26 protein-coding genes are annotated in these 22,276 nt (G+C 68.9%); 10 read left to right on the top strand and 16 right to left on the bottom strand.

Features of this window, described 5'->3' with window-relative positions; genetic code table 11:
• Nucleotides 1-8 precede the first annotated feature (8 nt).
• The 4 genes from boxB to D0D37_RS10690 form a co-directional block, all read right to left on the bottom strand.
• Nucleotides 9-1,430 (bottom strand): benzoyl-CoA 2,3-epoxidase subunit BoxB, encoded by a 1,422-nt coding sequence (boxB, locus tag D0D37_RS10705; RefSeq protein ID WP_116200345.1) that lies wholly within the window; start codon nucleotides 1,428-1,430, stop codon nucleotides 9-11.
• A gap of 3 nt (nucleotides 1,431-1,433) precedes the next feature.
• Nucleotides 1,434-3,071 carry a 2,3-epoxybenzoyl-CoA dihydrolase gene (gene boxC / locus D0D37_RS10700; RefSeq protein WP_116200344.1) on the bottom strand — a complete coding sequence of 546 codons (1,638 nt, stop codon included), beginning with the start codon at nucleotides 3,069-3,071 and terminating at the stop codon, nucleotides 1,434-1,436.
• Between the two features lie 32 nt (nucleotides 3,072-3,103).
• Nucleotides 3,104-3,538 carry a hypothetical protein gene (locus tag D0D37_RS10695; protein ID WP_116200343.1) on the bottom strand — a complete coding sequence of 145 codons (435 nt, stop codon included), beginning with the start codon at nucleotides 3,536-3,538 and terminating at the stop codon, nucleotides 3,104-3,106.
• A gap of 62 nt (nucleotides 3,539-3,600) precedes the next feature.
• Nucleotides 3,601-4,035, bottom strand: coding sequence for a MarR family winged helix-turn-helix transcriptional regulator (locus D0D37_RS10690; RefSeq protein ID WP_116200342.1), 435 nt, complete (start codon nucleotides 4,033-4,035; stop codon nucleotides 3,601-3,603).
• 59 nt (nucleotides 4,036-4,094) lie between these two features.
• On the opposite strand from D0D37_RS10690, the gene D0D37_RS10685 reads away from it, so the two are divergent.
• The gene (locus D0D37_RS10685; RefSeq protein ID WP_244223467.1) at nucleotides 4,095-4,559 is read left to right on the top strand and encodes a DUF1579 family protein; all 465 of its coding nucleotides are present in this window, start codon (nucleotides 4,095-4,097) and stop codon (nucleotides 4,557-4,559) included.
• A gap of 4 nt (nucleotides 4,560-4,563) precedes the next feature.
• Complete coding sequence (locus tag D0D37_RS10680; protein ID WP_116200340.1) at nucleotides 4,564-5,421, top strand: alpha/beta fold hydrolase; 858 nt, start codon at nucleotides 4,564-4,566, stop codon at nucleotides 5,419-5,421.
• Here D0D37_RS10680 and D0D37_RS10675 read toward each other — a convergent pair.
• Both D0D37_RS10675 and D0D37_RS10670 read right to left on the bottom strand, forming a co-directional pair.
• A complete protein-coding gene (locus D0D37_RS10675; RefSeq protein WP_208719894.1) occupies nucleotides 5,411-6,172 on the bottom strand; it encodes a 2-keto-4-pentenoate hydratase in 762 nt (253 codons plus the stop codon). The two genes, D0D37_RS10680 and D0D37_RS10675, sit on opposite strands and share 11 nt — an antisense overlap.
• The gene (locus D0D37_RS10670) at nucleotides 6,169-6,966 is read right to left on the bottom strand and encodes a 2-keto-4-pentenoate hydratase (RefSeq protein ID WP_116200339.1); all 798 of its coding nucleotides are present in this window, start codon (nucleotides 6,964-6,966) and stop codon (nucleotides 6,169-6,171) included. The genes D0D37_RS10675 and D0D37_RS10670 overlap by 4 nt, the downstream gene beginning before the upstream one ends.
• A gap of 152 nt (nucleotides 6,967-7,118) precedes the next feature.
• Here D0D37_RS10670 and D0D37_RS10665 point away from each other — a divergent pair, with 152 nt between their 5' ends.
• Genes D0D37_RS10665 through D0D37_RS10655 form a run of 3 tightly spaced genes read left to right on the top strand, consistent with a single transcriptional unit; the run spans nucleotide 7,119 to nucleotide 8,675 of the window.
• Nucleotides 7,119-7,622 carry a VOC family protein gene (locus tag D0D37_RS10665; protein ID WP_116200338.1) on the top strand — a complete coding sequence of 168 codons (504 nt, stop codon included), beginning with the start codon at nucleotides 7,119-7,121 and terminating at the stop codon, nucleotides 7,620-7,622.
• 42 nt (nucleotides 7,623-7,664) lie between these two features.
• Nucleotides 7,665-8,231 (top strand): hypothetical protein, encoded by a 567-nt coding sequence (locus D0D37_RS10660; protein ID WP_116200337.1) that lies wholly within the window; start codon nucleotides 7,665-7,667, stop codon nucleotides 8,229-8,231.
• Nucleotides 8,232-8,273: 42 nt separating this feature from the next.
• Nucleotides 8,274-8,675: a CoA-binding protein gene (locus D0D37_RS10655; protein ID WP_116200336.1), complete on the top strand. Its 402-nt coding sequence runs from the start codon at nucleotides 8,274-8,276 to the stop codon at nucleotides 8,673-8,675.
• On the opposite strand, the gene D0D37_RS10650 is transcribed toward D0D37_RS10655, so the two are convergent.
• Genes D0D37_RS10650 through D0D37_RS10630 form a run of 5 tightly spaced genes read right to left on the bottom strand, consistent with a single transcriptional unit; the run spans nucleotide 8,664 to nucleotide 13,218 of the window.
• Nucleotides 8,664-9,206, bottom strand: a complete 543-nt coding sequence (locus tag D0D37_RS10650; RefSeq protein WP_116200335.1) for a chloramphenicol phosphotransferase CPT family protein — start codon at nucleotides 9,204-9,206, stop codon at nucleotides 8,664-8,666. The two genes, D0D37_RS10655 and D0D37_RS10650, sit on opposite strands and share 12 nt — an antisense overlap.
• Nucleotides 9,203-9,871, bottom strand: coding sequence for a response regulator transcription factor (locus D0D37_RS10645; protein ID WP_116200334.1), 669 nt, complete (start codon nucleotides 9,869-9,871; stop codon nucleotides 9,203-9,205). Before D0D37_RS10645 ends, D0D37_RS10650 begins: the two co-directional genes overlap by 4 nt.
• A gap of 2 nt (nucleotides 9,872-9,873) precedes the next feature.
• Nucleotides 9,874-11,262, bottom strand: a complete 1,389-nt coding sequence (locus D0D37_RS10640; protein WP_244223466.1) for a HAMP domain-containing sensor histidine kinase — start codon at nucleotides 11,260-11,262, stop codon at nucleotides 9,874-9,876.
• A gap of 29 nt (nucleotides 11,263-11,291) precedes the next feature.
• Complete coding sequence (locus D0D37_RS10635; protein ID WP_116200332.1) at nucleotides 11,292-11,999, bottom strand: type 1 glutamine amidotransferase; 708 nt, start codon at nucleotides 11,997-11,999, stop codon at nucleotides 11,292-11,294.
• Entirely contained in the window at nucleotides 11,992-13,218 is a 1,227-nt protein-coding gene (locus D0D37_RS10630; protein ID WP_116200331.1) for a MurT ligase domain-containing protein, read from the bottom strand. The genes D0D37_RS10635 and D0D37_RS10630 overlap by 8 nt, the downstream gene beginning before the upstream one ends.
• A 242-nt stretch (nucleotides 13,219-13,460) precedes the next feature.
• On the opposite strand from D0D37_RS10630, the gene D0D37_RS10625 reads away from it, so the two are divergent.
• Entirely contained in the window at nucleotides 13,461-14,240 is a 780-nt protein-coding gene (locus D0D37_RS10625) for an IclR family transcriptional regulator (RefSeq protein ID WP_078870254.1), read from the top strand.
• Between the two features lie 183 nt (nucleotides 14,241-14,423).
• Here D0D37_RS10625 and D0D37_RS10620 read toward each other — a convergent pair whose 3' ends face one another.
• From D0D37_RS10620 to D0D37_RS10610, 3 genes are read right to left on the bottom strand one after another with little or no spacing between them, the layout of a single operon-like run.
• On the bottom strand, nucleotides 14,424-15,701 hold the full coding sequence (locus D0D37_RS10620; protein WP_116200330.1) for an RNA polymerase sigma factor: 1,278 nt from the start codon (nucleotides 15,699-15,701) through the stop codon (nucleotides 14,424-14,426).
• A gap of 54 nt (nucleotides 15,702-15,755) precedes the next feature.
• Nucleotides 15,756-16,112: a YciI family protein gene (locus D0D37_RS10615; protein ID WP_116200329.1), complete on the bottom strand. Its 357-nt coding sequence runs from the start codon at nucleotides 16,110-16,112 to the stop codon at nucleotides 15,756-15,758.
• A complete protein-coding gene (locus D0D37_RS10610) occupies nucleotides 16,112-16,537 on the bottom strand; it encodes a YciI family protein (protein WP_116200328.1) in 426 nt (141 codons plus the stop codon). Before D0D37_RS10610 ends, D0D37_RS10615 begins: the two co-directional genes overlap by 1 nt.
• 153 nt (nucleotides 16,538-16,690) lie before the next feature.
• On the opposite strand from D0D37_RS10610, the gene D0D37_RS10605 reads away from it, so the two are divergent.
• Both D0D37_RS10605 and D0D37_RS10600 read left to right on the top strand, forming a co-directional pair.
• On the top strand, nucleotides 16,691-17,671 hold the full coding sequence (locus D0D37_RS10605; protein WP_116200409.1) for a small ribosomal subunit Rsm22 family protein: 981 nt from the start codon (nucleotides 16,691-16,693) through the stop codon (nucleotides 17,669-17,671).
• A gap of 95 nt (nucleotides 17,672-17,766) precedes the next feature.
• Nucleotides 17,767-18,525, top strand: a complete 759-nt coding sequence (locus D0D37_RS10600) for a maleylpyruvate isomerase family mycothiol-dependent enzyme (protein ID WP_116200327.1) — start codon at nucleotides 17,767-17,769, stop codon at nucleotides 18,523-18,525.
• 5 nt (nucleotides 18,526-18,530) lie between these two features.
• Here D0D37_RS10600 and D0D37_RS10595 read toward each other — a convergent pair whose 3' ends face one another.
• Complete coding sequence (locus tag D0D37_RS10595) at nucleotides 18,531-19,802, bottom strand: cytochrome P450 (RefSeq protein WP_116200326.1); 1,272 nt, start codon at nucleotides 19,800-19,802, stop codon at nucleotides 18,531-18,533.
• 47 nt (nucleotides 19,803-19,849) lie between these two features.
• Between D0D37_RS10595 and D0D37_RS10590 the strand changes: the two genes are divergently transcribed.
• Both D0D37_RS10590 and D0D37_RS10585 read left to right on the top strand, forming a co-directional pair.
• Nucleotides 19,850-20,578, top strand: a complete 729-nt coding sequence (locus tag D0D37_RS10590) for an alpha/beta fold hydrolase (RefSeq protein WP_116200325.1) — start codon at nucleotides 19,850-19,852, stop codon at nucleotides 20,576-20,578.
• Between the two features lie 21 nt (nucleotides 20,579-20,599).
• Entirely contained in the window at nucleotides 20,600-21,424 is an 825-nt protein-coding gene (locus D0D37_RS10585; protein ID WP_116200324.1) for an acyl-CoA thioesterase, read from the top strand.
• Nucleotides 21,425-21,442: 18 nt separating this feature from the next.
• Here D0D37_RS10585 and D0D37_RS10580 read toward each other — a convergent pair whose 3' ends face one another.
• Nucleotides 21,443-21,997 (bottom strand): hypothetical protein, encoded by a 555-nt coding sequence (locus D0D37_RS10580; protein WP_116200323.1) that lies wholly within the window; start codon nucleotides 21,995-21,997, stop codon nucleotides 21,443-21,445.
• Nucleotides 21,998-22,276 lie beyond the last annotated feature (279 nt).

The following is a 22,276-nucleotide window of genomic DNA, read 5'->3' as shown; positions in this document are numbered from 1 at the left end:
GTGCCCCCTCAGGTGAGGTACACGTACTCGTAGTCGAAAGGTTTTCCGTTGATGCCCTGCCTCGGCGGCGCGACCCAGCTGGCGATCTTCCCGCGCTCGTACACCGGGTGCATGAGCGACCGGACGAACGTCAGATCCTCGGCAGTCGGCAGCCAGTGGTGCCGCGCTGCCTCCCACGTGGACTCGTCGACGATGCTGCCGTCCGGAGTAACGTGGTGGCCGGAGTTTATGCCGACCTCGCGGTTGAAACCAGGGTGCGGCAACGCGAACCGGAAGTCGATGCCGGCGTCGCTGAGGATCTTGTTCCACCGGTTGACCCCGGTCTGGCAGTCCGCGGTGTACTCGCCGCGCAGGTCGAGATTCAGCAGCAGGATGGCCTGCAGTTCCTCGGACGTCCAGGTCCCGTCGTCGCGCGGACGGTCGAGCAGGCGGGCATCTTCAGTGAGCTTATGGTCGTCCTTGCGCCGCGCCTCCTGCCAGCGGCCCTTGAGCCCGGCGGTGTAGTAGTTCGCCGCATTGGTCGACGTCTCGCTGCCGAACAGGTCGAGCGACACCGTGTAGTGGAAGTTCAGGTACCGCTGGATCACCTCCAGCGGGATGCCGCCGTGCGACGCGATGTCGTACGTGTCGTGCTCGCGGATCAGCTCCGCGCTGCGCAGCACCACCCGGTCGACCCCGGTGGTGCCCACCATCATGTGGTGCGCCTCTTCCTTGAGCATGAACTCGCAGGTGCGCGACAACGGGTCGAACGAGCTTTCCTTCAACGTGCCGAGCTGGTATTTCCCATCGCGGTCGGTGAAGTACGTGAACATGTAGAACGCGAGCCAGTCGGCCGTTTCCTCGTTGAACGCGCCGAGGATGCGCGGCGCGTCCGGGCTGCCGGAGTTGCGCAGCAGCAGCCCCTCGGCCTCGTCCCGGCCTTCGCGGCCGAAGTACGCGTGCAGCAGGTAGACCATCGCCCACAGGTGGCGTCCCTCCTCCACATTCACCTGGAAGAGATTGCGCAAGTCGTACAGCGACGGCGCGGTGAGCCCGAGCAACCGCTGCTGCTCGACCGACGCCGGTTCGGTGTCGCCCTGAATCACGATCAGCCGCTGCAAGTCGGCGCGGTACTCGCCGGGTACCTGCTGCCACACCGGTTCGCCCGCGTGCTCGCCGAACGCGATCCGCCGGTCCGGTTCCCGCTCGGCGAGGAAGATGCCCCAGCGGTAATCCGGCACGTTCACGTGGTCGAAGTGCGCCCAGCCGTCGCGGCCGACGCTCACCGCGGTGCGCAGGTACACGCCCTCGGTCTCCAGTGTGGGACCCATCTCGCCCCACCAGTTCATGAATTTCGGCTGCCAGCCCTCCAGCGCGCGTTGCAGCCTTCGATCGTCGGCGAGGTGGACGTTGTTCGGGATTTTGGCGTCGTAGTCGATCTTTTCGGGCATCGTTCAGACCCGCTTCCTGTCGAAGACCGCCTTCTGCCCGGTGCCGTAGCGCCGTAGCGCGCCCTCGGGACCGGAGGCGTTCGGTCGGGTGAAGATCCAGTTCTGCCAGGCGGTCAGCCGCCCGAAGATCTTGGTTTCGATCGTTTCCGGGCCGACGAACCGGTGGTTCGCCTCCATCCCGGTGAGCGCGTCCGGCGACAGCGAGGCCCGGCCCTCCAGCGCGATCCGGATCTCGTCCTCCCAGTCGAGGTCGTCCGGCGCGTCGGTGACCAGGCCGAGTTCGACGGCCTCGGCGGCGCTCAACGGACGGTCGCGTTCGCGGGCCAGCCACGTCAGGTGGTCGTCGTCGCCGTAGAACCGCGACTCGAGCCGGGACAGGCCGTTGCCCATCGGGAAGACGCCGAAATTGGCTTCGGACAAGGTGATTGACGCGCGTTCCGGCGAGTCTTCGTCGTCGATCGGCGGCCCGTCCAACAGGTACTGCCGATCCGCCGCGAAGGCCAGCTCAAGCAGGCTCCCGGCGAAGCAGCTGCCCGGTTCGATCAACGCGATCAAGGTGCGGCTCGTGACGTCCAGCCGCTTCAACGTGCGCTTGTAGTAGTGCAGGATTTCGTTGCTCAGCCAGTCTTTTCCGCTGAGCACGACCTCCTCGTGCGCGAGCACCGCCTCCGGATCGCCTTCGGTGCGCAGCACCCAGGTACCGAGGTCCGGTTCGTTCGTGCGCAGCCGCAGGATCGCGTCGTCCATTTCGCGCGTCAGCCGCAACAACCAGCCGTCCAGTTCGGGTTCTCCGGAAGGACCGAGCACGGTGAGCGTGACCAGCGAGTTCGGCCGATCGTACGCGGCGCGAACGTGCCGGTACTCGATTCCGTCGTCGGTGATCGACGGCTCCAGCGGCGCCAGCTCGATCCCCTGCTCGGCAGGCAGCCGGTCGGATTCGGCGGCCAGCTCGTGCGCCCGCGACAGCACCTTCTCGCGGAACCCGACGCGCGGCACCAGCTCGTCCACCAGCCGCCAGTCGACCGCGGTCCGGCCCTTGACCCCGTCCGGCCGCGTGGCGAACACGTCCGCGAGGTCCCGGCGGACGCGCCGTTTGTCGACCACGCGGGTCAGCCCGCCGGTGCCGGGCAGCACGCCGAGCAGCGGCACCTCGGGCAACGCGACGGTGGACGAGTTGTCGTCCACCAGCAGGATTTTTTCGCAGGCCAACGCGATCTCGTAGCCACCGCCGGCGCAGCTGCCGTTCACCGCCGCGACGTAGGTCTGGCCGGAGAACTCGGTCGCGTCCTCGATGCCGTTGCGGGTCTCGTTGGTGAACTTGCAGAAGTTCACCTTCCACTCGTGCGGCGACGCGGCGAGCATCCGAATGTTGGCCCCGGCGCAGAACACCTTGTCCTTGGCGCTCGTCACGATCACCGCGCGCACCTGCGGATGTTCGAACCGCAGCCGCTGCGTGGCGTCGTAGAACTCGATGTCGACGCCGAGGTCGTACGAGTTCAGCTTCAGCTCGTACCCGGGCACTAGGCCGCCCTGCTCGTCGACGTCCATCTCCAGCCAGGCGACCTCGCCATCGACGGTCAGCCGCCAGTGCCGGTAGGTGTCCGGATGCCGCTCGAACGTGACAGGTGTGGTGGTGGTCACGCCCCCGATTGTCTACATGCTTTCAACGAACGTCAATGTTGTGTAGACATTTGCCCGACGCTCACCCGGTTGAGGCGCATCGCCGCCCAGCACCCGAATACCCACAGCGCGACCGCCGCGAACGCGTCGGTGAAGATCGTCGCGAACCAGAACGCCGGGATCTGCGGCACGCCGACCAGGAAATGCCCCGCGCTCGCCAGTCCGGACAGCGAGTAGACCAGCAGAAACGCCAGCGATCGCCAGTACTGGCCGCGCACGTAGGCGCGATAACCGAGCACGCCGAACACGGTGAAGACCACCCAGCTCAAAGCCACGACGACCTGCGTGACCGGCACGCTGATACCCGGGACCTGCGGGTAGTCCGCCGCGCGCACGACGTTGTGGGTGTAGTGCAGGACCGTACTGACCAGGGTGAACGCCAGAATCACCCGCAGCGGGCCGAGTCCCTTCTCGTGCAGAACGTCCATACTGCTCGCCCCCTTGCGATTTGATAGATCGCTCTAGCGGGAGAGTACTACCCGCGGTTCGCTCAGACCAGATCGCGCAACGCGCGAAGCGTGCGCAAGGTCGTCTCGACGTCTGCCAGCGGCAACTGCGAAGCGACGCCATCCGCCCATTCCGCCTGCCTAGAGCCAAGAACGCGCAACGCCGCCCGAGCCTTGGCGGTGAGCCGCAGCAGCGGCGCGCGGGCGTCCGCCGGATTGTCGGCGCGGGAGAGCATTCCGTCTCGCAGCAGGCGATTCACCGTCTCCTGCACGCTTTGCCGCCGCAGTCCCCGCCGCCGGGCCAGCTCCGCCGCGGTCACCGGACCGTCTTCGAGGAAGCCGACGACCTGCCATTGCGCGGCGGTCAACCCGCCTTCCGCGGTAAGTGCGTCGCCTGCGGCCAGCAGTGCGCCGTTGGCCACGAAGACCTCGTTGACGAGCTGGGTAAGGCTTTCCGCGCGGGGCGTCCTCGATGACATGCGTGCTAGTGTTCCACTTCGACAGGTACCTGTCGAAACCTAGGGGGACACTCATGGAAATGCCCGTCGTCGGCGCCGCGCACGAAGCCCTGGCCGCCCTCGTCGGAGACTGGTCCGGCACCGAAGAACTCGCCGCCGCGCCCTGGGCTCCCGCCGCGACCGCCACCGCGACCTGCAGTTACCGCCGCGCGCTCGACGGATTCGCCGTACTGGAGGACTACGTCCAGACCCGCGAAGACGGCACGCGAATGCTGGGACACCACGTCTTCACCGTCGACCCGACAACGGGCGACACGCTGTGGTTCGGCTTCGACAGCTACGGCTTCCCGCCCGCGTCTCCCGCGCGCGGCGGCTGGCGCGACGGCACGCTGCACCTCGAAAAGCAGACCGAACGCGGCGTCGCGGTCCACCGGATCACCCCCGAAGGGGACGTCCTCACCCACGAAATCGATGTCCGGCTCGGGTCCGCCGACGAGTTCCGCCCGTTCCTCCGTGCCCGCTACCTCCGGAGTGCGCGAGACTGACCCCATGAGCGAGCAGACCATCGAAGCGGGCGGCATCACCCTGTGCCACGAATCGTTCGGCGACCCGGATGCGCCGCCGTTGCTGCTGGTGATGGGCCTCGCCGCGCCGATGATCTGGTGGGACGACGAGTTCTGCGTCCAGCTCGCCGAGGCCGGTTTCCACGTGCACCGGTTCGACAACCGCGACGTCGGCCGCTCGCAGTGGTGGACGGGCCGGGCCAGCCTGCCGCTCGCGTACTTCCTGCGGTCCGCGCCGTACTCGCTCGGCGATCTGGCCGACGACGCGGGCAAACTGTTCGACGCGCTCGGCATCGAACGCGCACACGTCGTCGGCACGTCGATGGGCGGAATGATCGCGCAGGAGTTCGCGATCCGGCATCCGGAGCGCGTGCGGACGCTGACCTCGATCATGTCGACCACCGGCGCGCGCACCGTCGGCCTGCCCAGCCCGCGCGCCGCGCTCGCGATGCTGGCCCCGGGACCGCGCACGCGCGAGGACTACGTAACGCAACTGGTGCGCACGTCCAGGCTGATCGGCTCGCCCGGTTACGTGTTCGACGAGGACCACTTCCGCGAGCGCGCGGAACGCACGTACGACCGGGGCCTCAACCCGGCGGGCGTGTTCCGGCAGCTCGCCGCGATCCTGTCCTCCCGCGACCGGACCGCCGATCTGCGCCGGCTTTCCTTGCCGTCCTTGGTGATTCACGGTACGGCGGACCCGCTCGTGCACGTGTCCGGCGGCCGCGCGACCGCCCGCGCGCTGGGTGCCGACCTCGACCTCGTGCCCGGCATGGGACACGACCTGCCGCGCGAAGTGTGGCCGCGCGTGATCTCCGGGATCAAACGGCTCGCTACCCGCTGATCGTCACCGAACCCAGGTTCGAAAAGTGCGCGGCGACGCGAGAGCCGGGCCGCAGTTCGACGGCGTCGGTCATCCCGCCGGTCAGCACGAGCCAGCCCGGTTCCAGCGCCAAACCGCGTGCGGCCAAGGAATTCGCCGCCAATGCCAACGCCTCGGCCGGGTGTCCCTGAACCGCGGCACCGGTCGCGGTGTCGACGATCTGACCGTCCACTTCGAGCAGTGCGGCTTCCAGCGACAGGTCCAAAGAGGACGGTGGGCGGCCGACCGAGCCGAGCCCGAACAGAGCTGACGATCCGTTGTCCGCGACGACGTCCGGCAGGGTGAACCGGTAGTCGCGGTAACGGCTGTCGATGATCTCGATTCCGCCGTATACCTGGGAAACCGCGCCCAGAGCGGTAGCCGCGGTAACGCCCGGACCGGCGAGTCGCTCGCCGAGCACGAACACCAATTCCGGCTCCGCGCGCGGGTGGATGAGCTGCGGCGTCGGCGCGCCCGCGGGCAGCACCATCGCGTCGGTCAGCCACGCGAGCAGGGGTTCTTCGACGCCCATCCGCTGCTGCTTCGCCCGCGACGTTAGCCCGAGCTTTACCCCGATCAACGTCTCGCCGCGTTCCTGACGCAGCCGCAGAGCCTCGTCCTGGATCGCGTAGGCGGTGGCGAGGTCGAGGTCCGGCCAAGTGTCGGTGAGCTGCGCGCTTTCTTCCGTCCGGTTGAGCAATTCCTGCGCTGCGGCAACGATTTCGGCGGTCACTTTTCCTCCTCCGGAGCGAACACCGCGGTCACGCTGCCCAGGCCGGCCATGGTCGCCACGACGGTGTCGCCGGGGCGGACGGTCTGCGCGGCGGTCATCGAACCGGGCAGGACGACGTGGCCGGGTTCCAGCTTCACGCCGAGCGGGCCGACGGTGTTGGCAAGCCACACCAGTGCGTTGATCGGCGAACCCAGCACCGCGCCGCCCGCGCCGGTGGCCGCGAGCTGGCCGTTGACGTGCAGCGTGCAGCCGGCGAGCCGCAGGTCGACGTCGCGCAGGTTAGTCGGGCTGCTGCCGAGGATGACACCGCCGGACGACGCGTTGTCCGCGACGGTGTCGAAGATCGAGATTTTCCAGTCCCGGACCCGCGAATCGACGATCTCCAGCGACGGAAGTACGAAGTCGACCGCGCGGACGGCGTCGGCGACAGTCACGCCCGGACCGCGCAGCGGAGCGCCGAGCACGAACGCGATCTCCGGTTCGATGCGCGGCTGCAGGAACCGCGTCGTCGGGATCGGCTGGTGTTCGAGCAGGAACATCGAGCTGGTCAGGTGCCCGAAGTCGGGCTGGTTCACGCCCATCTGGCGCTGCATCGCCGCGGAGGCGAGGCCGACCTTGTGGCCGCGCACCACGTCGCCCGCCGCCACCCACGCGCGGACTTGCTCCTGCTGCACGCGGTAGGCGTCTTCGACGGTGCCGTCGGGGAAGGTCTTCACGAGCGGATCGATCGGCTCGTGGCGCTCGTACGCGCTCGTCAGCAGCGCGACGGCGTCCTGCAGCTCAGCGGGTTCCACGGGCCGAACTTTGCCTGACCGCGCCGGCTGAGCCAACCCGTTCGTTCCATTCACCGGTACGAGTTACTTCTCTTACTTAGAAACCTCTTGCTCGCGAGAGTTTGTCGGCGTACGGTTCTTCGTGTTGGCTCCCAGAGAGGACGTGACCCGAAATGGCACCCACCGAGACCGAAGTCGCCCAGCTCGCGCAAACCCGCGACCGGCTGCGGGACCAGCATCTGCACCCCGCCGCGGAACGCCCGGCGACCGTGGGCCGCGGCATCCACCACACCGCGCTGCTGTCCAGCGACGTCGAGCGGACGATCACCTTCTACCAGGACATCCTCGGTTTCCCGCTCACCGAGCTGATCGAGAACCGCGACTACCCGGGGTCGAGCCACTTCTTCTTCGACGTCGGCAACGGCAACGCGGTCGCGTTCTTCGACCTGCCCGGCCTCGACCTCGGCCCGTACGCGGAGGTGCTCGGCGGGCTGCACCACCTGGCCCTGTCGCTCACTCCGGAAGCCTGGGCGGGCGCGCGTTCGCGGCTCGACGCCGCCGGCGTGAAGTACCAGGAAGAAAGCGGCACGTCGATCTACTTCGCCGACCCGGACGGCGCCCGGATCGAGCTGATCGCGGACGACCTCGGCGAGATGTACGGCTCGAAGATCGGCTGAACCACTGGACTCGGTGCACTGCCGGGATCAGAGTGGGTGCCCATGGGCGACTGGGCGGCTTCGCGGCAGAAAGCACGGCTCGACCGGCGGGAAGCGATCGACGAGCTGATCGCGCGGGTCCGCTTCGAGGTGCGGCTGCATCTGGCGGAGCCGACCGCGATCAGCCGATACGACGATCTCGCCGAGATCTTCGCCCTCGGCCACGGCGAGTGTGCCGCGCTGCTGGCTCACCGCCGCTTGCTGCCCTGGTGGGAACGACGGCTGCTCACGCGATTCGCGCGTCGGCTGCATGGCCGGGCGATCGTGGGCAGCGTTGCCGATGTACCGGCGGGCGCGGCGGTTGGTGGTGCCTTTCGCGTGGAAATCGCCCGGCTCCTGCCCGATGCGGGCGACACCGGCGCCCGCTATGACGTGCAGGGACGCGGTCTGCTGACTGTCTTTCGCCTAGCGCTCGGTGCCCGCGGCGAAGCGTGGCCGGACCGGCACGAGGTCGCGTCCACTGTCGCTCGCAATGTTCTCGTGTGCAGTTCCGCCTTCCTGCGACGGTCGCCGTGGCAGGTGCTGTGGCCGGTCTATCGCGTTCGCGGCCTGCGGTTGTGGCGCTTGTGACTGTCGTGGAATCCCTCGCTGTCTTGGAGTGTTGAGGAAAGTATGAAGCCCGAAGAAATCCTCGCCAACGCGCGCACTATCGCTGTCGTCGGACTGAGTCGCGACCCGGGCAAGGCCGCGCACGGCGTACCGGCTTCCCTGCAGGCGCACGGTTTCCGGATCATCCCGGTGCATCCGTCGGCGACTGAACTGCTCGGGGAGAAGGTGTACCGATCGCTGGAGGAGATTCCGGAGCCGGTGGATCTGGTGGACGTCTTCCGTCCGGCTGAGGAAGCGCCGGACATCGCGCGTTCCGCGGTGGCGATCGGGGCTAAGGCGTTGTGGTTGCAGCAGGGGCTTGTGTCGGCGGAGGCACGGCAGATCGCTTCTGACGCCGGGTTGGAGTATGTCGAGGACCGGTGCACTGCTGTGGTGCGTGCGGTGGCGGGGATTTCACTGGCTTAATCGGGTGAACGCTTGCGAACGACCGGGTTTCGCGACGAAGTCCGCGATGAGTTGCGCGCATTCTCGCGGACTGTGCACTGACGTGTCGCATTCGAGGTCGTAATCGCCATGGGCATGTACGACCGCGTATTGCTGTTCTGCTAGCCCGGCGGGACGATCGCCTCGCGCCTGCTCTCGCCGCCGCAGTTCCGGCAGCGGGCAGTGCACGCCCACGAAGGTAACTTCCTGCTCCCGCAATACTTCCAGGCAGTCGGCAAGCCAATGCGGCCTCAGTACGTGGTCGGCGATCACCCCGTTTCCCGCCGCCGCGAGCCCGGCCAGCATTCGGTGGTAGCCGCGCACAGTCCGTTCGAAAACCTCGTCGAACTCCGGCGTGCCGAATTCGGGCGTCTGCGTTCGCGAGCGCATGCTGTTGATCGCATCCCTCGGCACGTAGAAATACGGTCCCGGCAGCAAATCCAGCAATTCCGCCGCGATACTGGACTTGCCGGAACTGGACGTGCCATTGAGGAAAAGGACGTGCCCGCTCATCCGACTAGCCGGTACCCCACCCCGCGCACCGTCTCGATCGTCCGGGTTCCGAACGGCGCGTCGATCTTCCGCCGCAAATACCCGACGTAAACCTCGACCACGTTCTCGTCCCCCTCGTAATGCGCATCCCACACGTGGCCGAGAATCTCGTTCTTGGTCAGCGCCGCCCCCTGCCGCCGCAGCAAAAACTCCAGCAGCCCGAACTCGCGCGCGGTCAACTCGATCCGCGTCTCTCCTCTGTGGACAGTGCGCGCGGCCGGGTCGAGCTGCAGATCCCCAGCGGTCAACACCGCCGGACGAGCCGGCGCACCCCGGCGAAGCAGCGCCCGCAGCCGAGCCAGCAAAACGACGAACGAGAACGGTTTCGAGAGATAGTCGTCCGCGCCGAGGTCGAAGGCATCGGCCTCGTCGTACTCGCCGTCCTTCGCCGTCAGCATCAGCACCGGCGTCCAATTCTCCCCGGCGCGCAAGCGTTTCAGCACTTCGTAACCGGAAAGCTCGGGAAGCATGATGTCGAGCACCACGGCGTCGTAATCGTGCTCCATCGCCGACCAGAGCCCGTCCCGGCCGGTGTGCGCCACGTTCACCGTGAACCCCTCGGCGACCAGGCCGCGGCGAAGGGTTTCGGCGAACTCCAGCTCGTCCTCCACGATCAGCAACCGCATGCTCAGTCCTCCTCGATCCGGGGCAGTTCGATGCTCGGCAGTTCGATCACGAAGTGCGCGCCCGGGTAGCTCGGATCGGCCACGTCGACGTACCGCGCGCGGCCGCCGTGCCGGGCCGCGATGCCGGCCACGATCGACAGGCCCAGCCCGGTGCCGCCCCGCCGCCGTGACGCGTCCAGCCGCATGAACCGCTCGAACACCCGCTCCCGGTCCTCCTCGGCGACTCCCGGGCCGTCGTCGCTCACCTCCACCACGACCATCTCATCTTGCACCGAACTCGCAATCCGGATCCGCTCGCGCGCGTGCCCGCAAGCGTTGTCGACGAGGTTGCGTACGGCGCGACGCAGCTGCGCCTCGCTACCGCGCACCTTCGCGGGTCCTGCACGCACTTCGATCTCGACAGCTGCTTCGCCGCGTACGCGTTCGGCTTCGGCGCGGACGATGTCGTCCAGATCAACCTCAGTACGTGCAGGACGGTCTGTGGCGTCGTCGGTGCGCGCGAGCATCAGGAGGTCGTCAACCAGCTCTCGCAGGCGCGCGGTCTCGCGAGTGATCACCGGCACCAGTTCGTTGGTGGTCTCCGGGTGCTGGTTCGAAACGTCGAGCGCGGTGCTGATGGTCGACAACGGTGAGCGCAGCTCGTGGCTCGCGTCGGCGACGAAGCGGCGTTGCGCGGCCTGCGCGGAACCGAGCCGTTCGAGCATCTCGTTCAGCGTTACAGCGAGCCGGTGCACCTCGTCGCCGCCAGGCGGCAGCGGCACGCGCAACGCGAGGTCGCGCGTCGAGATCTCGGCGACTGTGCGCCGCATCCGCTCAACCGGTCGCAGCGCGGACCCGACCGAGCGGTACACCGCGAAACCAGCGATACCGAGCAGTGGCAGCGAGATCAGCCCTAGCAGCAGCGTAAGCCGCGCAGACGCTTCGGTGACTGGCTCAAGCGACCGTGCGGAGATGACGGTGAACGGTCCGCCCGGCCCGTTGACGCCTTCCGAGACCAAGCGGTAGTCGCTGCCGTCGCCGTCTAAACCGAGCGGCAGCGTCTCGACGGTTTCTTGCCCTGGAGCCGGGCGCGCGGCGGTGATAGCCGGACGGCCGACAATCGCCGGATCGCTCGCGATAGGTGTGCTTCGCGGCCCGAGGACCTGCGTCACGGCTTCAGTGTCACCGGTGCTCGCGACGTCGCTAGGTGACAGGTCTCGCGCGCCCGCGCGCACGAGTTGAACGGCAACCTGCCGCGCCGTACTTCGCGCGCTTTCGGTGACGCTTCGGTCGAGCGACTGCTGCAGCAGGAGCACCACGACGACGCACGCGGTCGCGATGGCCAGCGCAAGCGCGAGCACGGCAACCCCGGTGGTCCGCATCCGGACGCCTGCTGCAGCGAGAAGTCTCACGCACGCAGCGTAACGAGCAGCGAGAGACGTCATCGGGCGCGGCGTGCAGCCAGCCGTTCCGAGCGCAGCGTGTCCACTTCTGCCAGGTCCAACGGCTTCAGCGCGTGGCCTAGCACCCAGGTCAACAGCAGGTCAGCCAGCTCTGGATTGCGTGCCAGCGCCGGGCCGTGGAGATAGGTGCCGAGGACGTGGTCAGTAACCGCACCCTCCGTGCCGTCGCCGTTGCCAGTGCCGCGGACGACGCGGCCGAGCGGCGCGCTGCCCGGTCCGAGCACGCTCGCGCCCTGATGGTTCTCGAAGCCGGTCAACGGAGTCTCGAGCAGGTTCGGTTCGATGATCAACTCGGCCACCGCGCGCTGCTGCGACGGCTCGGTGACCAGGTCGAGCAGCCCCAGCCCGGCATGCTCGATGCCGTCGACGCCGAGGAAGCGCGTGCCCAGGATCTGCAGGCCGGCGCACACGCCGAACACCGGACGTCCCGCGTTCGCCGCGCTCCGCAGCCCCGGCGAGTCGCGCAGGAAGTCCGCGGCCAGCACCTGCGCCATGTCCTCGCCGCCGCCGAGCAGGTAGAGGTCCAAAGTGGACGGAACCGCGGAGTCGAGCGAGACCGGCACCACCTCGGCCTCGTAACCTCGCCATTGCAAGCGTTTGCAGAGCACCTGCGCGTTGCCGGAATCGCCGTACGTCCCCAGCACCTCGGGGAGCAGGAGGCCGATGCCGACGGTCGAATCAGACATCGGGCAACCGGTCGACCAGGTCGCGGAAAGCGGTGTAGTTCGCGACGAGTTCGACCCCGCCCGGCGGCAGCGTGTCGATCGCGCTGACCGGGTCCGGGGCCGACCAATGCGGCACCTCGGCGTAGCAAAGCCGCACCGCGAGGTCCGCGGATCTCTCTCCGGCGACGACGACCTGACGGCCGCGCAACCGCTCGAAGTGCACGTCCCAGAGCCACGACAGGTCGCGGCCGTCCGCCTCGTGCGCGTTGACCGCGACGACGACCGGGGTGTCCTCGTCGAGCACACGCAACGTTTCGGCCCACCCAGCCGGATTTTTCGCAAGCATGAGCCGCACCGAATGCCGGGTGCGGCGAATCGTGCGGTATCGCCCGCCGATATCGGTGATCGTGCGCAGCCGGGCCGCGGCGGTGTGCGGCGGCACGCCGACGCAATGCGCGGCGGCGAGCGCGAGAGCGGCGTTGGCCCGGTTGGCCTCGCCCGGCAGGCGCAGGTCGAGGTCCACTTGCCGGCCCCCGGGCGTGTGGACCAGGTCGCCGTCGAGGGTCCAGGTTGGCTCCGGGCGAGCGAACGCGCAGACCGCACACCGCCATTCGCGATCCGTGTGGGTGATCGCGCCGCCGCAGCGGGGGCAGGAGACGGAATCGCCCGACCAGCGCCGTCCGGTACCGACCCACACCGGGCGCGCCGCCGCCGAAGCCGCCGAGGTGACCAGGACGTCGTCGCAATTCGCGACCACGACCGTGCGCGACAGCCCGGCGAAGGCGGCGCGGAGGTCGCGCTCCATCATCCGGACTTCGCCTACGCGGTCGAGCTGGTCCCGGCTGAGATTGAGCAGCACGAGCGCCGCGGGCTGCACCTGTTCGGCCACCCAGGGAACGTAAGTTTCGTCCACCTCCAGCACCGCGTACGGCGCGTCCGGGCTCGCGGCGAGCGCGGCGACCAGGCCGTCGGGCATGTTCGCGCCGTCGCCGTTGTGCGCGACCTCGGCGAGCGCTTCGAGCGCGCGGGTAAGCATCAGCGAGGTAGTGGTTTTGCCGTTCGTGCCGGTGATGATCACGACTGTGCGATCGCGGCCGAGCCTGCGCAGCGCCTTGGGGTCGAGCCGCAGCGTGACGCGGCCGCCGATCACCCCGCCGCGGCCCAGCCGGGCGGTACGGGAAAACCACGCGGTCAGCCGCCCGGCGGCGACCGACGCCCGGGTACGCAGACGTGTAGACATCACGCAAACCGTGCGTCACAGGCGCTGTGATTTCCCTGAGAGGGTGACTCCAGTCTCCGTTACCCTTTGTAAGCAGTCTTACCGATCGGAGGTTGAACCATTCGGCGCAACCTTTACGTCGCCGAATGACAAGGATCGGTCAAGATCTTCCGTCCATACATCGGAGGTGTTAGCGTCCAACCCCGCTTGATGGCACCACGCACCGGTGACCGGGAACGCAGAGCGACAGGCGGAGGGCGAACGTGGACGCAGCAGTACGCGGGCTGGACCAAAGCGGCACCCTGGAGCGTGGGCTCGCGGTGCTCGAGCACGTCGGGCAGCACCAGGAAATCTCCACGAACGCGCTCGCCCGCCAGCTGGGCTTGTCGCGCAGCGCGGCGTACCGGATCGTCGGCACCCTGAAGCGGCTGGAGTACCTGGAGGCGGACACCGTCACCGGACGCGTGCGGCTCGGCACCCGACTGGTCGAGCTGGGCGCCCGCGCGATGGCGGCGACCGACCTGCACCGCTGCGCGCCGCGGTATCTCACCGCGCTGGCCGAGCGTTCCGGGGAGACGACGTACCTCGCGGTGCCGGACAACGACGCGATGGTCTACGTCGCGACCGAACGCAGTGCCAGCGCGGTCACGCTCTCCTGCCGCCTCGGCACTCGACGGCCGCAGCACGCGACGTCGCTGGGCAAGGCCTGGCTCGCCGCGCTGCCGGAAGCCGATCGGGTGGAGCGCGTGCGCCGGATGAAGCTGGACAGCCTCACCCTCAAGACCATCAACGATCCGGTCCGGCTGCTGGACGAGCTGGCGCGCACGCGGCGGCGCGGCTGGGCCGTGGACGACCTGGAGAACGAGCCGGACGTCGGCTGTGTCGCGGCGGCCGTGCGGGACCACTCGGGGCGTCCGATCGCGGCGATCAGCGTCGCCGGGCCGGCGCCTCGGGTGATGCGCCGGGCGGACGAACTGGGTGCGACGGTGGCCGGGACGGCGGCCGCGTTGTCGATGCGGCTGGGGTACGTGCGAAACCGCTGATCTTTTCACCGGATCGGGTTTCTTGCCGGTTGTTCGCCGCTTCTACCAGCGGAAACAGGTTGTCCACAGGCGTGTCGACTTGTGGACAACCCTGGGGATGGCTGGTGGCAGGGCCGGGAATTGTCGGGCTCGCGGTGGACCGTTGCGGGCATGACGAGCACTCCCGCACCGCACGGTGCCCCGCTACCTCGTTCCCGCTTCCAGCTTGCTGCACGACTCGGCCCGATCCAGAAGCAACGCGCGCTCCCGCTCGTTGCCGGTCATCTTCGCCGCGCGCTCGAACTCGGCGCGCGCCTCGTCGCGGCGGCCCAGCTTGTACAGAAAGTCGCCGCGCACGCTCGGCAGCAGGTGGTAGTTCTTCAGCGCGGGCTCGGTCAGCAATTTGTCCACCAGCACCAGCCCGGCTTCCGGTCCCTCGGCCATCGAGACCGCGACGGCCCGGTTCAGCTCGATCACCGGAGACGGCGTGAGCTGCGCCAGCCCCGCGTACAGCGCCGCGATCCGCGCCCAGTCGGTCTCCTCCGGCGTGACCGCCACGGCGTGGCACGCGGCGATCGCGGCCTGCGCGGAATACGGCCCGTATGTGCCGTCCGCCAGCCGTTCGGACCGGGCCAGCGCGGTGAGGCCGCGCTGGATCAGCAGGCGGTCCCAGCGGCTGCGGTCCTGGTCCATCAGCAGCACCGGTTCGCCGTTCGGGCCGGTGCGCGCCCCCGAGCGCGACGCCTGGATCTCCATCAGCGCCACCAGGCCGTGCACTTCCGGTTCGCCGGGGATCAGGCCCGCCAGCACCCGGCCGAGCCGCAGCGCGTCCTCGCACAGCGCGGGCCGCATCCAGTCGTCGCCGCGCGTGGCGGAGTAGCCCTCGTTGAAGATCAGGTAGATCACTTCGAGCACGGCGGGCACCCGTGCCACGCGCTCGTCGCCCACCGGGGTTTCGAACGGCACCTTGGCCTCGGCAAGCGTCTTCTTCGCCCGCACGATGCGTTGCGCGACAGTGGATTCCTTCACCAGGAAGGCACGGGCGATCTCGTCGGTGCTGAGCCCGCCGAGCATGCGCAGCGTGAGCGCCACCCGCGCCTGGGCGGACAGCACCGGGTGGCACGCGGTGAACACCAGCCGCAGCAGGTCGTCCTCGATCTGCTCGTCGTCGAGCACGGCGTCGAAGTCAGGCAGCACGCCCTCGCCGAGTTGTTGGGCCTCCCGGCCGATCTCGTCCAGCTTGCGGCCGAAGGTTTCGTTGCGCCGGAACAGGTCGATGGCCCGCCGCTTCGCGATCGTCATCAGCCAGGCGCCCGGGTTGCGCGGCACCCCGGTCTCCGGCCACTGTTCGAGCGCGGCGACGAGCGCGTCCTGCGCCAGCTCCTCCGCGAGGCCCACGTCGCGGGTCATCCGCGCGAGACCGGCGATCACCCGCGCCGACTCGATCCGCCAAACGGCCTCTACCGCATTTCGCGTGTCCACCGGCCCATCAGACCGGCCCGGCCCGCCCGAGGCAACCCTCGGGCGGGCGCGGAGTCAGAGCTCGCCCGCCATCGGGCGAATCTCGACGGTGCCCGCCCGCCGGTCCGGGTTGGGCGCCCGCTTCATCAGCTCGACGATTTCGGCGACCGACTCCCCCTCCAGAATCCACACGCCGGCGACGAGTTCCTTGGTCTCGGCGAACGGGCCGTCGACCACGCCCGGCTCCGCCTCCCCTTCGAACCACAGCAGCCGGGCGCCCGCCGAGCTGGGCGTCAGCCCGGCGGCCTGCACGAGGTGGCCGGATTCGGCGAGTTCGGTGTTGAACTGGCCCATCTGCTCGATCAGCTCGGGGCTGGGCGAAGCTCCCGCTTCCGAATCCTCGCTGGCTTTCACCAGCACCATGAACCGCATCAGTTCTGCGCGGCCTGCTCGCGCAGCTTCTCTTCGGCGTCCCGCAGTTCCGGGGTGAGGTTGTCGCCGAAGTCGTCGGCCTCGAAGATCCGCCGGATCTCGATCTCGTGGTGCGCGCCGTCGGTGTTGGGCACGCGCTTGATCCACTCCACCGCTTCCTCGAGCGAACGCACCTGGAGGATCCAGAATCCGGCGATCAGCTCCTTGGTCTCGGCGAACGGCCCGTCGACCACGCTCGGCTCACTGTCGCCGGAGAACTTCACCCGGGCGCCCTGGGAGCTGGGGGCCAGTCCCTCGCCGGCGAGCATCACGCCGGCCCGCACGAGTTCCTCGTTGAACTTGCCCATCTCGGCGAGCAGTTCGGTGCTCGGCAGCTGGCCCGATTCGCTCTCTTCGCTGGCCTTCATGATCACCATGAATCGCATCTTCGGTTCCCCTTCGCTCTCGGCTTGCCTTCACCCCTGCGTCGAACGGGCCGCGGCCGGATCGACACGATCCTCAAACTTTTTTCCCGGTCGCGAAACTAGCAGGTCAGGCGAACTTCGGCGGACAAAACGGGCGTGGGAGAATCGTTGTCCGTGGCAGTACTCCCCGAACGTCTCCGCGCCGCCCTCGACGACGAGCTCGGCCGGTTCCCCGAATCCCGGCTCGCGCAGGCCGTGGACCGGCTCAGCAAGCGTTATCGACAAGGCGACTCGGCGACGTCGCCGATCCTCTCGTCTGAGCTGGATGTCGCCGCGTACGCCGGGTACCGGATGCCAGCGACGTACGCGGCGGTCAGCGCCGTGCTGGGCGAGGTGGCTGCCGCCGCGCCCGGGTTCGCCCCGAAGACCCACGTCGACATCGGCGGCGGCACCGGAGCGGCGGTGTGGGCAGCGGCCGGCGTCTGGCCGTCGCTGGAGAAGTGCACTGTCCTGGAGCAGGTGGCGGCCGCGCTGGCGCTGGGGCGCAAGCTGGCGGCGAACGCCGACGAACCGGCCGTCCGCACCGCGGTCTGGCAGCGCGGGCTGGTCGATTCCGCGTCAGCCGCGCCGGAGGCCGACCTGGTCACTCTCTCGTACGTCCTCGGCGAACTGCCCGAACGCGGCCGTACCGACATCGTCCAGTGGCTCGCTGCCAAGGCTGGCACCGTCGTGCTCATCGAGCCCGGAACGCCGGCCGGATTCGAGCGGATCCGCGAGGCTCGCGACGTTCTGCGCGAGATGGGCCGCAGCGTGGTGGCGCCGTGCCCGCACGACGACGTCTGCCCGATCAAGCCGGGCGAGGACTGGTGCCACTTCTCCGCCCGGCTGCCCCGAAGCGGGGTGCACCGGCGGATCAAGTCCGGCACTCTGGGATTCGAGGACGAAAAGTTTTCGTACGTGGCGGCCACGTCGGCACCAGTCGACCGTCCGTCGGCCCGGATCATCCGGCATCCGCGCAAGCACAAGGGGTTCGTGCAACTCGACCTCTGCACGGCCGACGGGCTCGCGCCCGGCACCGTCGTGTCGAAGCGGCACGGCGTCCGTTACCGCGCCGCTCGCGACGCGGAATGGGGAGACGCCTGGAGCGTGGAGTAACCCAGTTTCTCCCGCTTCTCCGGCCGCGGTGTCTGGTCAGCCGCGTCGGCTCCGACTGTCTGGTGTCAGCGGATCTGAACCGGAAAGGACACCCGATGGACTTCCACGAGCGTTGCGCGGAGATCGTGCGGCAGACGGAACTGCTCGCCGCGGCCGTCGAAGGCGCGGACCGGACGGCGCGGGTCGCGGCGTGCCCGGAATGGAACCTCGGGCAACTGCTCGATCACGTCAGCACCGGGCACCGATGGGCGGAAGAAATCGTGCGCACGCGGGCCGACCATTGGCTGCAGGCCGACGGACTCCAGAATCCGGTGAACACCCCGCGCCCGGCATCGTGGCTCGTGGACGGGGCGAAGGCGTTGGTGGCGACGCTGCGCGAAGCGGGTCCGGACGCGGAGGTATTCACACCGGTGCCGAACGGGCCGCCGAGAGCAGCGTTCTACGCGCGCCGGTTCATGAACGAGACGCTGATCCACCGCGCCGACGCGACGCTGGCCGCGGGCGGGGAATTCACCGTCACGCCGGAAGTCGCGCACGACGCGATGGAGGAATGGCTGGAACTCGGGTCGCTGCCGCAGCTGCTGGAGCACGTACCCGAACGGCGCGAACTGCTGGGCCCGGACCGCACGATCCACCTCGCACCGACCGACCACGCGAGTTCCTGGACGGTCGATCTCACCGGCGATCGACCGGCCTGGTGCCCGGGCCCGCCGGAGAACACGGCGGTCACCGCGGCCGCGCCGCTGGGCGACCTGCTGCTGATGGTCTACGGCAGGTTGTCGTCGGAGGTCGCGCACCGCGCCGGCGACACGGTGTACCTGGACCGCTGGCTTTCGCTCGTCGGCTTCGGCTGAGCCGGTCAGTCCCAGCGGATCGGGAGGCTCTTGAGGCCGTTCTGGAAGTTCGACCGCAGCCGGCGGGGTTCGCCCGCGAGACGGACCTCGCCGAGCTGGTCGAACACCGCCGCGAACAACGCCCGCATCTGCGTCCGCGCGAGGTGCGAACCGAGGCAGAAATGCGGGCCGTGGCCGAACGTCAGGTGTTCGCTCGGTGCGCGCGTCACGTCGAACACGTCCGGATCCGGAAAGACCGTCTCGTCGCGGTTGGCCGAGGAAAACCACACCACGACCTTGTCCCCGGCCTTGATGTCCACATCGGACAGTCGGGTGTCCTGCGTCGCGGTGCGGCGGAAGTGCATCACCGGCGTGTGCCAGCGCAGCATCTCTTCGACCGCGCCGGGCAGCAGGCTCCGGTCGTCGAGCAGCTTGCGGTACTGCTCGGGATGCGCGAGCAACGCGGCCATCCCGCCGGGCAGACCGTTGCGCAGGGTTTCGTTGCCAGCTACGGAAAACAACCAAAAGAGGTTCTCGAACTCCTCAATCGACACACGGCCGCCGTCGTCGTCCACGTACTGCATCAGGTTGCTCATCACGTCGTCGCCGGGGTGCGCGCGTTTGTGCTCCCCAAGCGCGTGCGCGTAGGCGTAGAGATCAGGCATTCCGGCGCGGCTGCGCGGATCCGGCATCCGGCCGTCGGGTCCGGGTTCCGGGCGCACGGCCAGCGCGGCGCGGGCGAGGTCGGTGACGTCGTCGGCTTTGACGGTCGCGCTCACCGCGTATTCGGCGTCCTGGAAGCCGATCACGCGGTTGCTCCAGTCGAACATCAGCCGGCGGTCCTGCTCGGGCACGCCGAACACCTCGGCGAGCGTGAGCAACGGAAGGTCGGCGGCGATGTCCTTGGCGAAATCGCATTCGCCGCGATCGGCCACCGCCGCGACGAGATCGTGTGCCCAGCCTTCGATCCGTTCCGCGATCCGGCCGACCGCGCGCGGCGTGAACGCTTTTGTGAGCAGCCCACGCAGCCTGCCGTGCTCGGGCGGGTCCATGTTGAGCATCATCCGGCGCACGTACCGGATGTCCTCGGCGCTGGCCGGGTCGCGGATCTGGGTTCCGCCGAGCTGCGACGAAAACACCGCCGGGGTGCGGAGCACGTGCCGCACGTCGGAGTGGCGCAGCACCGCCCAGAAGTCGCCGATGCGCGTCACCGGCGTTTCCCGGCGCAGGCGGGCAAGCAGGTCGTAAGGCACGCCCGTGACGTAGGTGTCCGGGTCGGCGATGACAGCACTCGACACGTTCCGACCCTAGCCCCGAGACCACCGCCTGCGGAAAGATCCGTCCGGTGGAAAAGCTGAAGCTGCGCGTCACCGGACAAGGCGAACTGCCAGCCCTGCTCCTGCACGGGCTCGGCGCCACCGGCGCGGTCTGGGACGGCCTCACCGGGCTGCTCGACCGGCGAGTGCTCGTGCCGGATCTGCCCGGCCACGGCGGCTCACCGCAGCTGCCCGAGTACACGTTCGAGGCGCTCGCGGCCGCGGTGGCCGATGCTTTCGACGAGCCCGGCCCGGTCGCTGTCGTCGGCCATTCGCTCGGCGGTGTCGTCGCGCTGGAGCTGGCGAGCGGCCGCTACGGCCTCGACGTCAGCAGTGTGCTGGCGGTGGGCATCAAGGTCGAGTGGAGCGAAGACGACCTGTCCCGCGCCGCCGCGATGGCAGCCCGTCCGCCCCGACTGTTCGAAACCCGAGAGGAGGCCGAAACCGCCTACCTGAAGGTCGCCGGGTTGATCGGCCTGGCTCCGGCAGACCCAGACGGTGTCACCGAAACCGCGGACGGCTGGCGGCTGGCCCTGGACTCACCGGCCTTCGGTGTCGGCCGCCCGGATCTGCCGAGCCTGCTGGCGGCCGCGCGCTGTCCTGTGGTGCTCGCCACCGGCGAAAACGATCCGATGTGCCGTCCCGAGCAGCTGCGCGCCCTCGTTCCCGAGGCCGTGGTCCTGTCCGGGCTCGGGCACAACGCGCACGTCGAGGATCCAGCCGCGGTCGCGGCGCTGCTCACGCCGCGGGGCGACTGAGCAGGCGCTTAGACTGGCCGGGTGACGACGATCGATCCGACCCGGACCGGGCTAGACCAGTTGCTGAAGCTCGAACCGCTCGAGCTGAACCTGTTCCGCGGCTGGTGCCACCAGGGTTCGCCGCAGCGGGCGTTCGGCGGTCAGGTCGCGGCGCAGGCGCTCACCGCGGCCGGCGCGACCGTGCCCAGCGCGCGGCACGTGCACTCGCTGCACGGCTATTTCATCCGCGGCGGGCGTACCGACATGCCGATCATCTACGAGGTCGAACGCACCCGCGACGGCGGTTCGTTCACCACGCGCCGGGTCGTCGCGATCCAGAACGGCGAGAGCATTTTCAGCCTGTCCGCGTCGTTCCAGACCGAGGCGGACAGCAGCGCGCACCAGGCGCGGATGCCGGACGTCCCGGCTCCGGACGAGGCCGGCGTCGTCGAGCAGGACCGCTCGCCGATCGTCCTGTCCGCCATCGAAGTCCGCTTCGTCAGCAGCCCGGAAACCGGCCTGCCCGACACCGGCCGCGGCCCGCGTCAGCAAATCTGGGTGCGGGCGAAAGACGCGCTGCCGGACACCCCGCTGGCGCACGTCTGCGCGCTCACCTACATCTCCGACATCCGCCTGGCGGGCACCGCCCTGCTGCCGCACCGGGACGACCCGGGAGAACCGCAGCTGACGTCGCTGGACCACGCGGTGTGGTTCCACCGCCCGTTCCGCGCGGACGAATGGCTGCTGTTCGACATGGAAAGCCCGAGCTATGCGAACACCCGAGGCCTGACCCACGGCGAATTCTTCACCACCGACGGACGACTAGTTGCCTCAGTGACCCAAGAAGTGCTGCTGCGCAGGCGCTGATCTGTCCGATGTAGACAGTCAGCCGAGCCGAACCCGTGCCGGCGCCGCGGATTCCGCGGCAGCCTCGGCGACGGGCGCGCGCAGAATCTTCGAGAGCTGCCACGCCTCAAGCCCCGCGAGGACGGTGTTGGCGACCACGAGCGCCAAGTACAGCCCGGCCTGCACCGAAAGCTGGAACGGATGCTGGTCGGAAGCACCGGCCAGCAACGAAATATGGCACGCGACCACGACCGCCATCGAAGCCGCGGACAGCCCGCCGAGCACGATCAGCAGCACCCGCAACACCCGGGTGCGCCGCCAGTTCAGGTACCCGGTCTGGACCAGGCCCGGCGTGCTGACCATGACCAGCCCGCAGCCGTAACCGGAAAACCCGCCGACCACGCCGCTGCCCGCGACCAACGCGGTAGTCAGGTGATACGAGACCGGAACCCGGTAGGCGGCAAGGATCGCGGCCACGCAGACCAGCAGCCCCAGCGGCAGGTGCGGCCAGCCGTACCAGGGAAGCCGCCGCTCCATGCGGAGAATCGTCGGCAGGTCGATGTCGCGGTACGCCTCGGGGTCGCGCAAAGCCATTCGCACCGTTCCTCTCGTCCCGGAAACCCCCGGTGTGTGCGCGGTGACCGGCGAATCCTAGGGCAGGCCGCCCGGCCGTGCAAAATCCACCGGAACCCGGCTGTGCGAGAGACCAGTTAACCCGGCCCTTGCTTTCGCATCCGACCTCCGGATTCCGCGGTTGGGCGGGAAAGACCGCGTGACCCACACCACCCGCCAGCTCGCTCGTATCCTCTCGACCAGCAGGAACCATCGCCGAACCGGCATTCACTTCTTGCGCTTCCTCCGGGGTTGTCCCGG

The organism is Amycolatopsis circi, from assembly GCF_003385235.1.
Classification (GTDB): domain Bacteria; phylum Actinomycetota; class Actinomycetes; order Mycobacteriales; family Pseudonocardiaceae; genus Amycolatopsis; species Amycolatopsis circi.
Note: the sequence above shows the minus strand (reverse complement) of the source record. Positions and strands in the feature narration are given on the sequence as shown.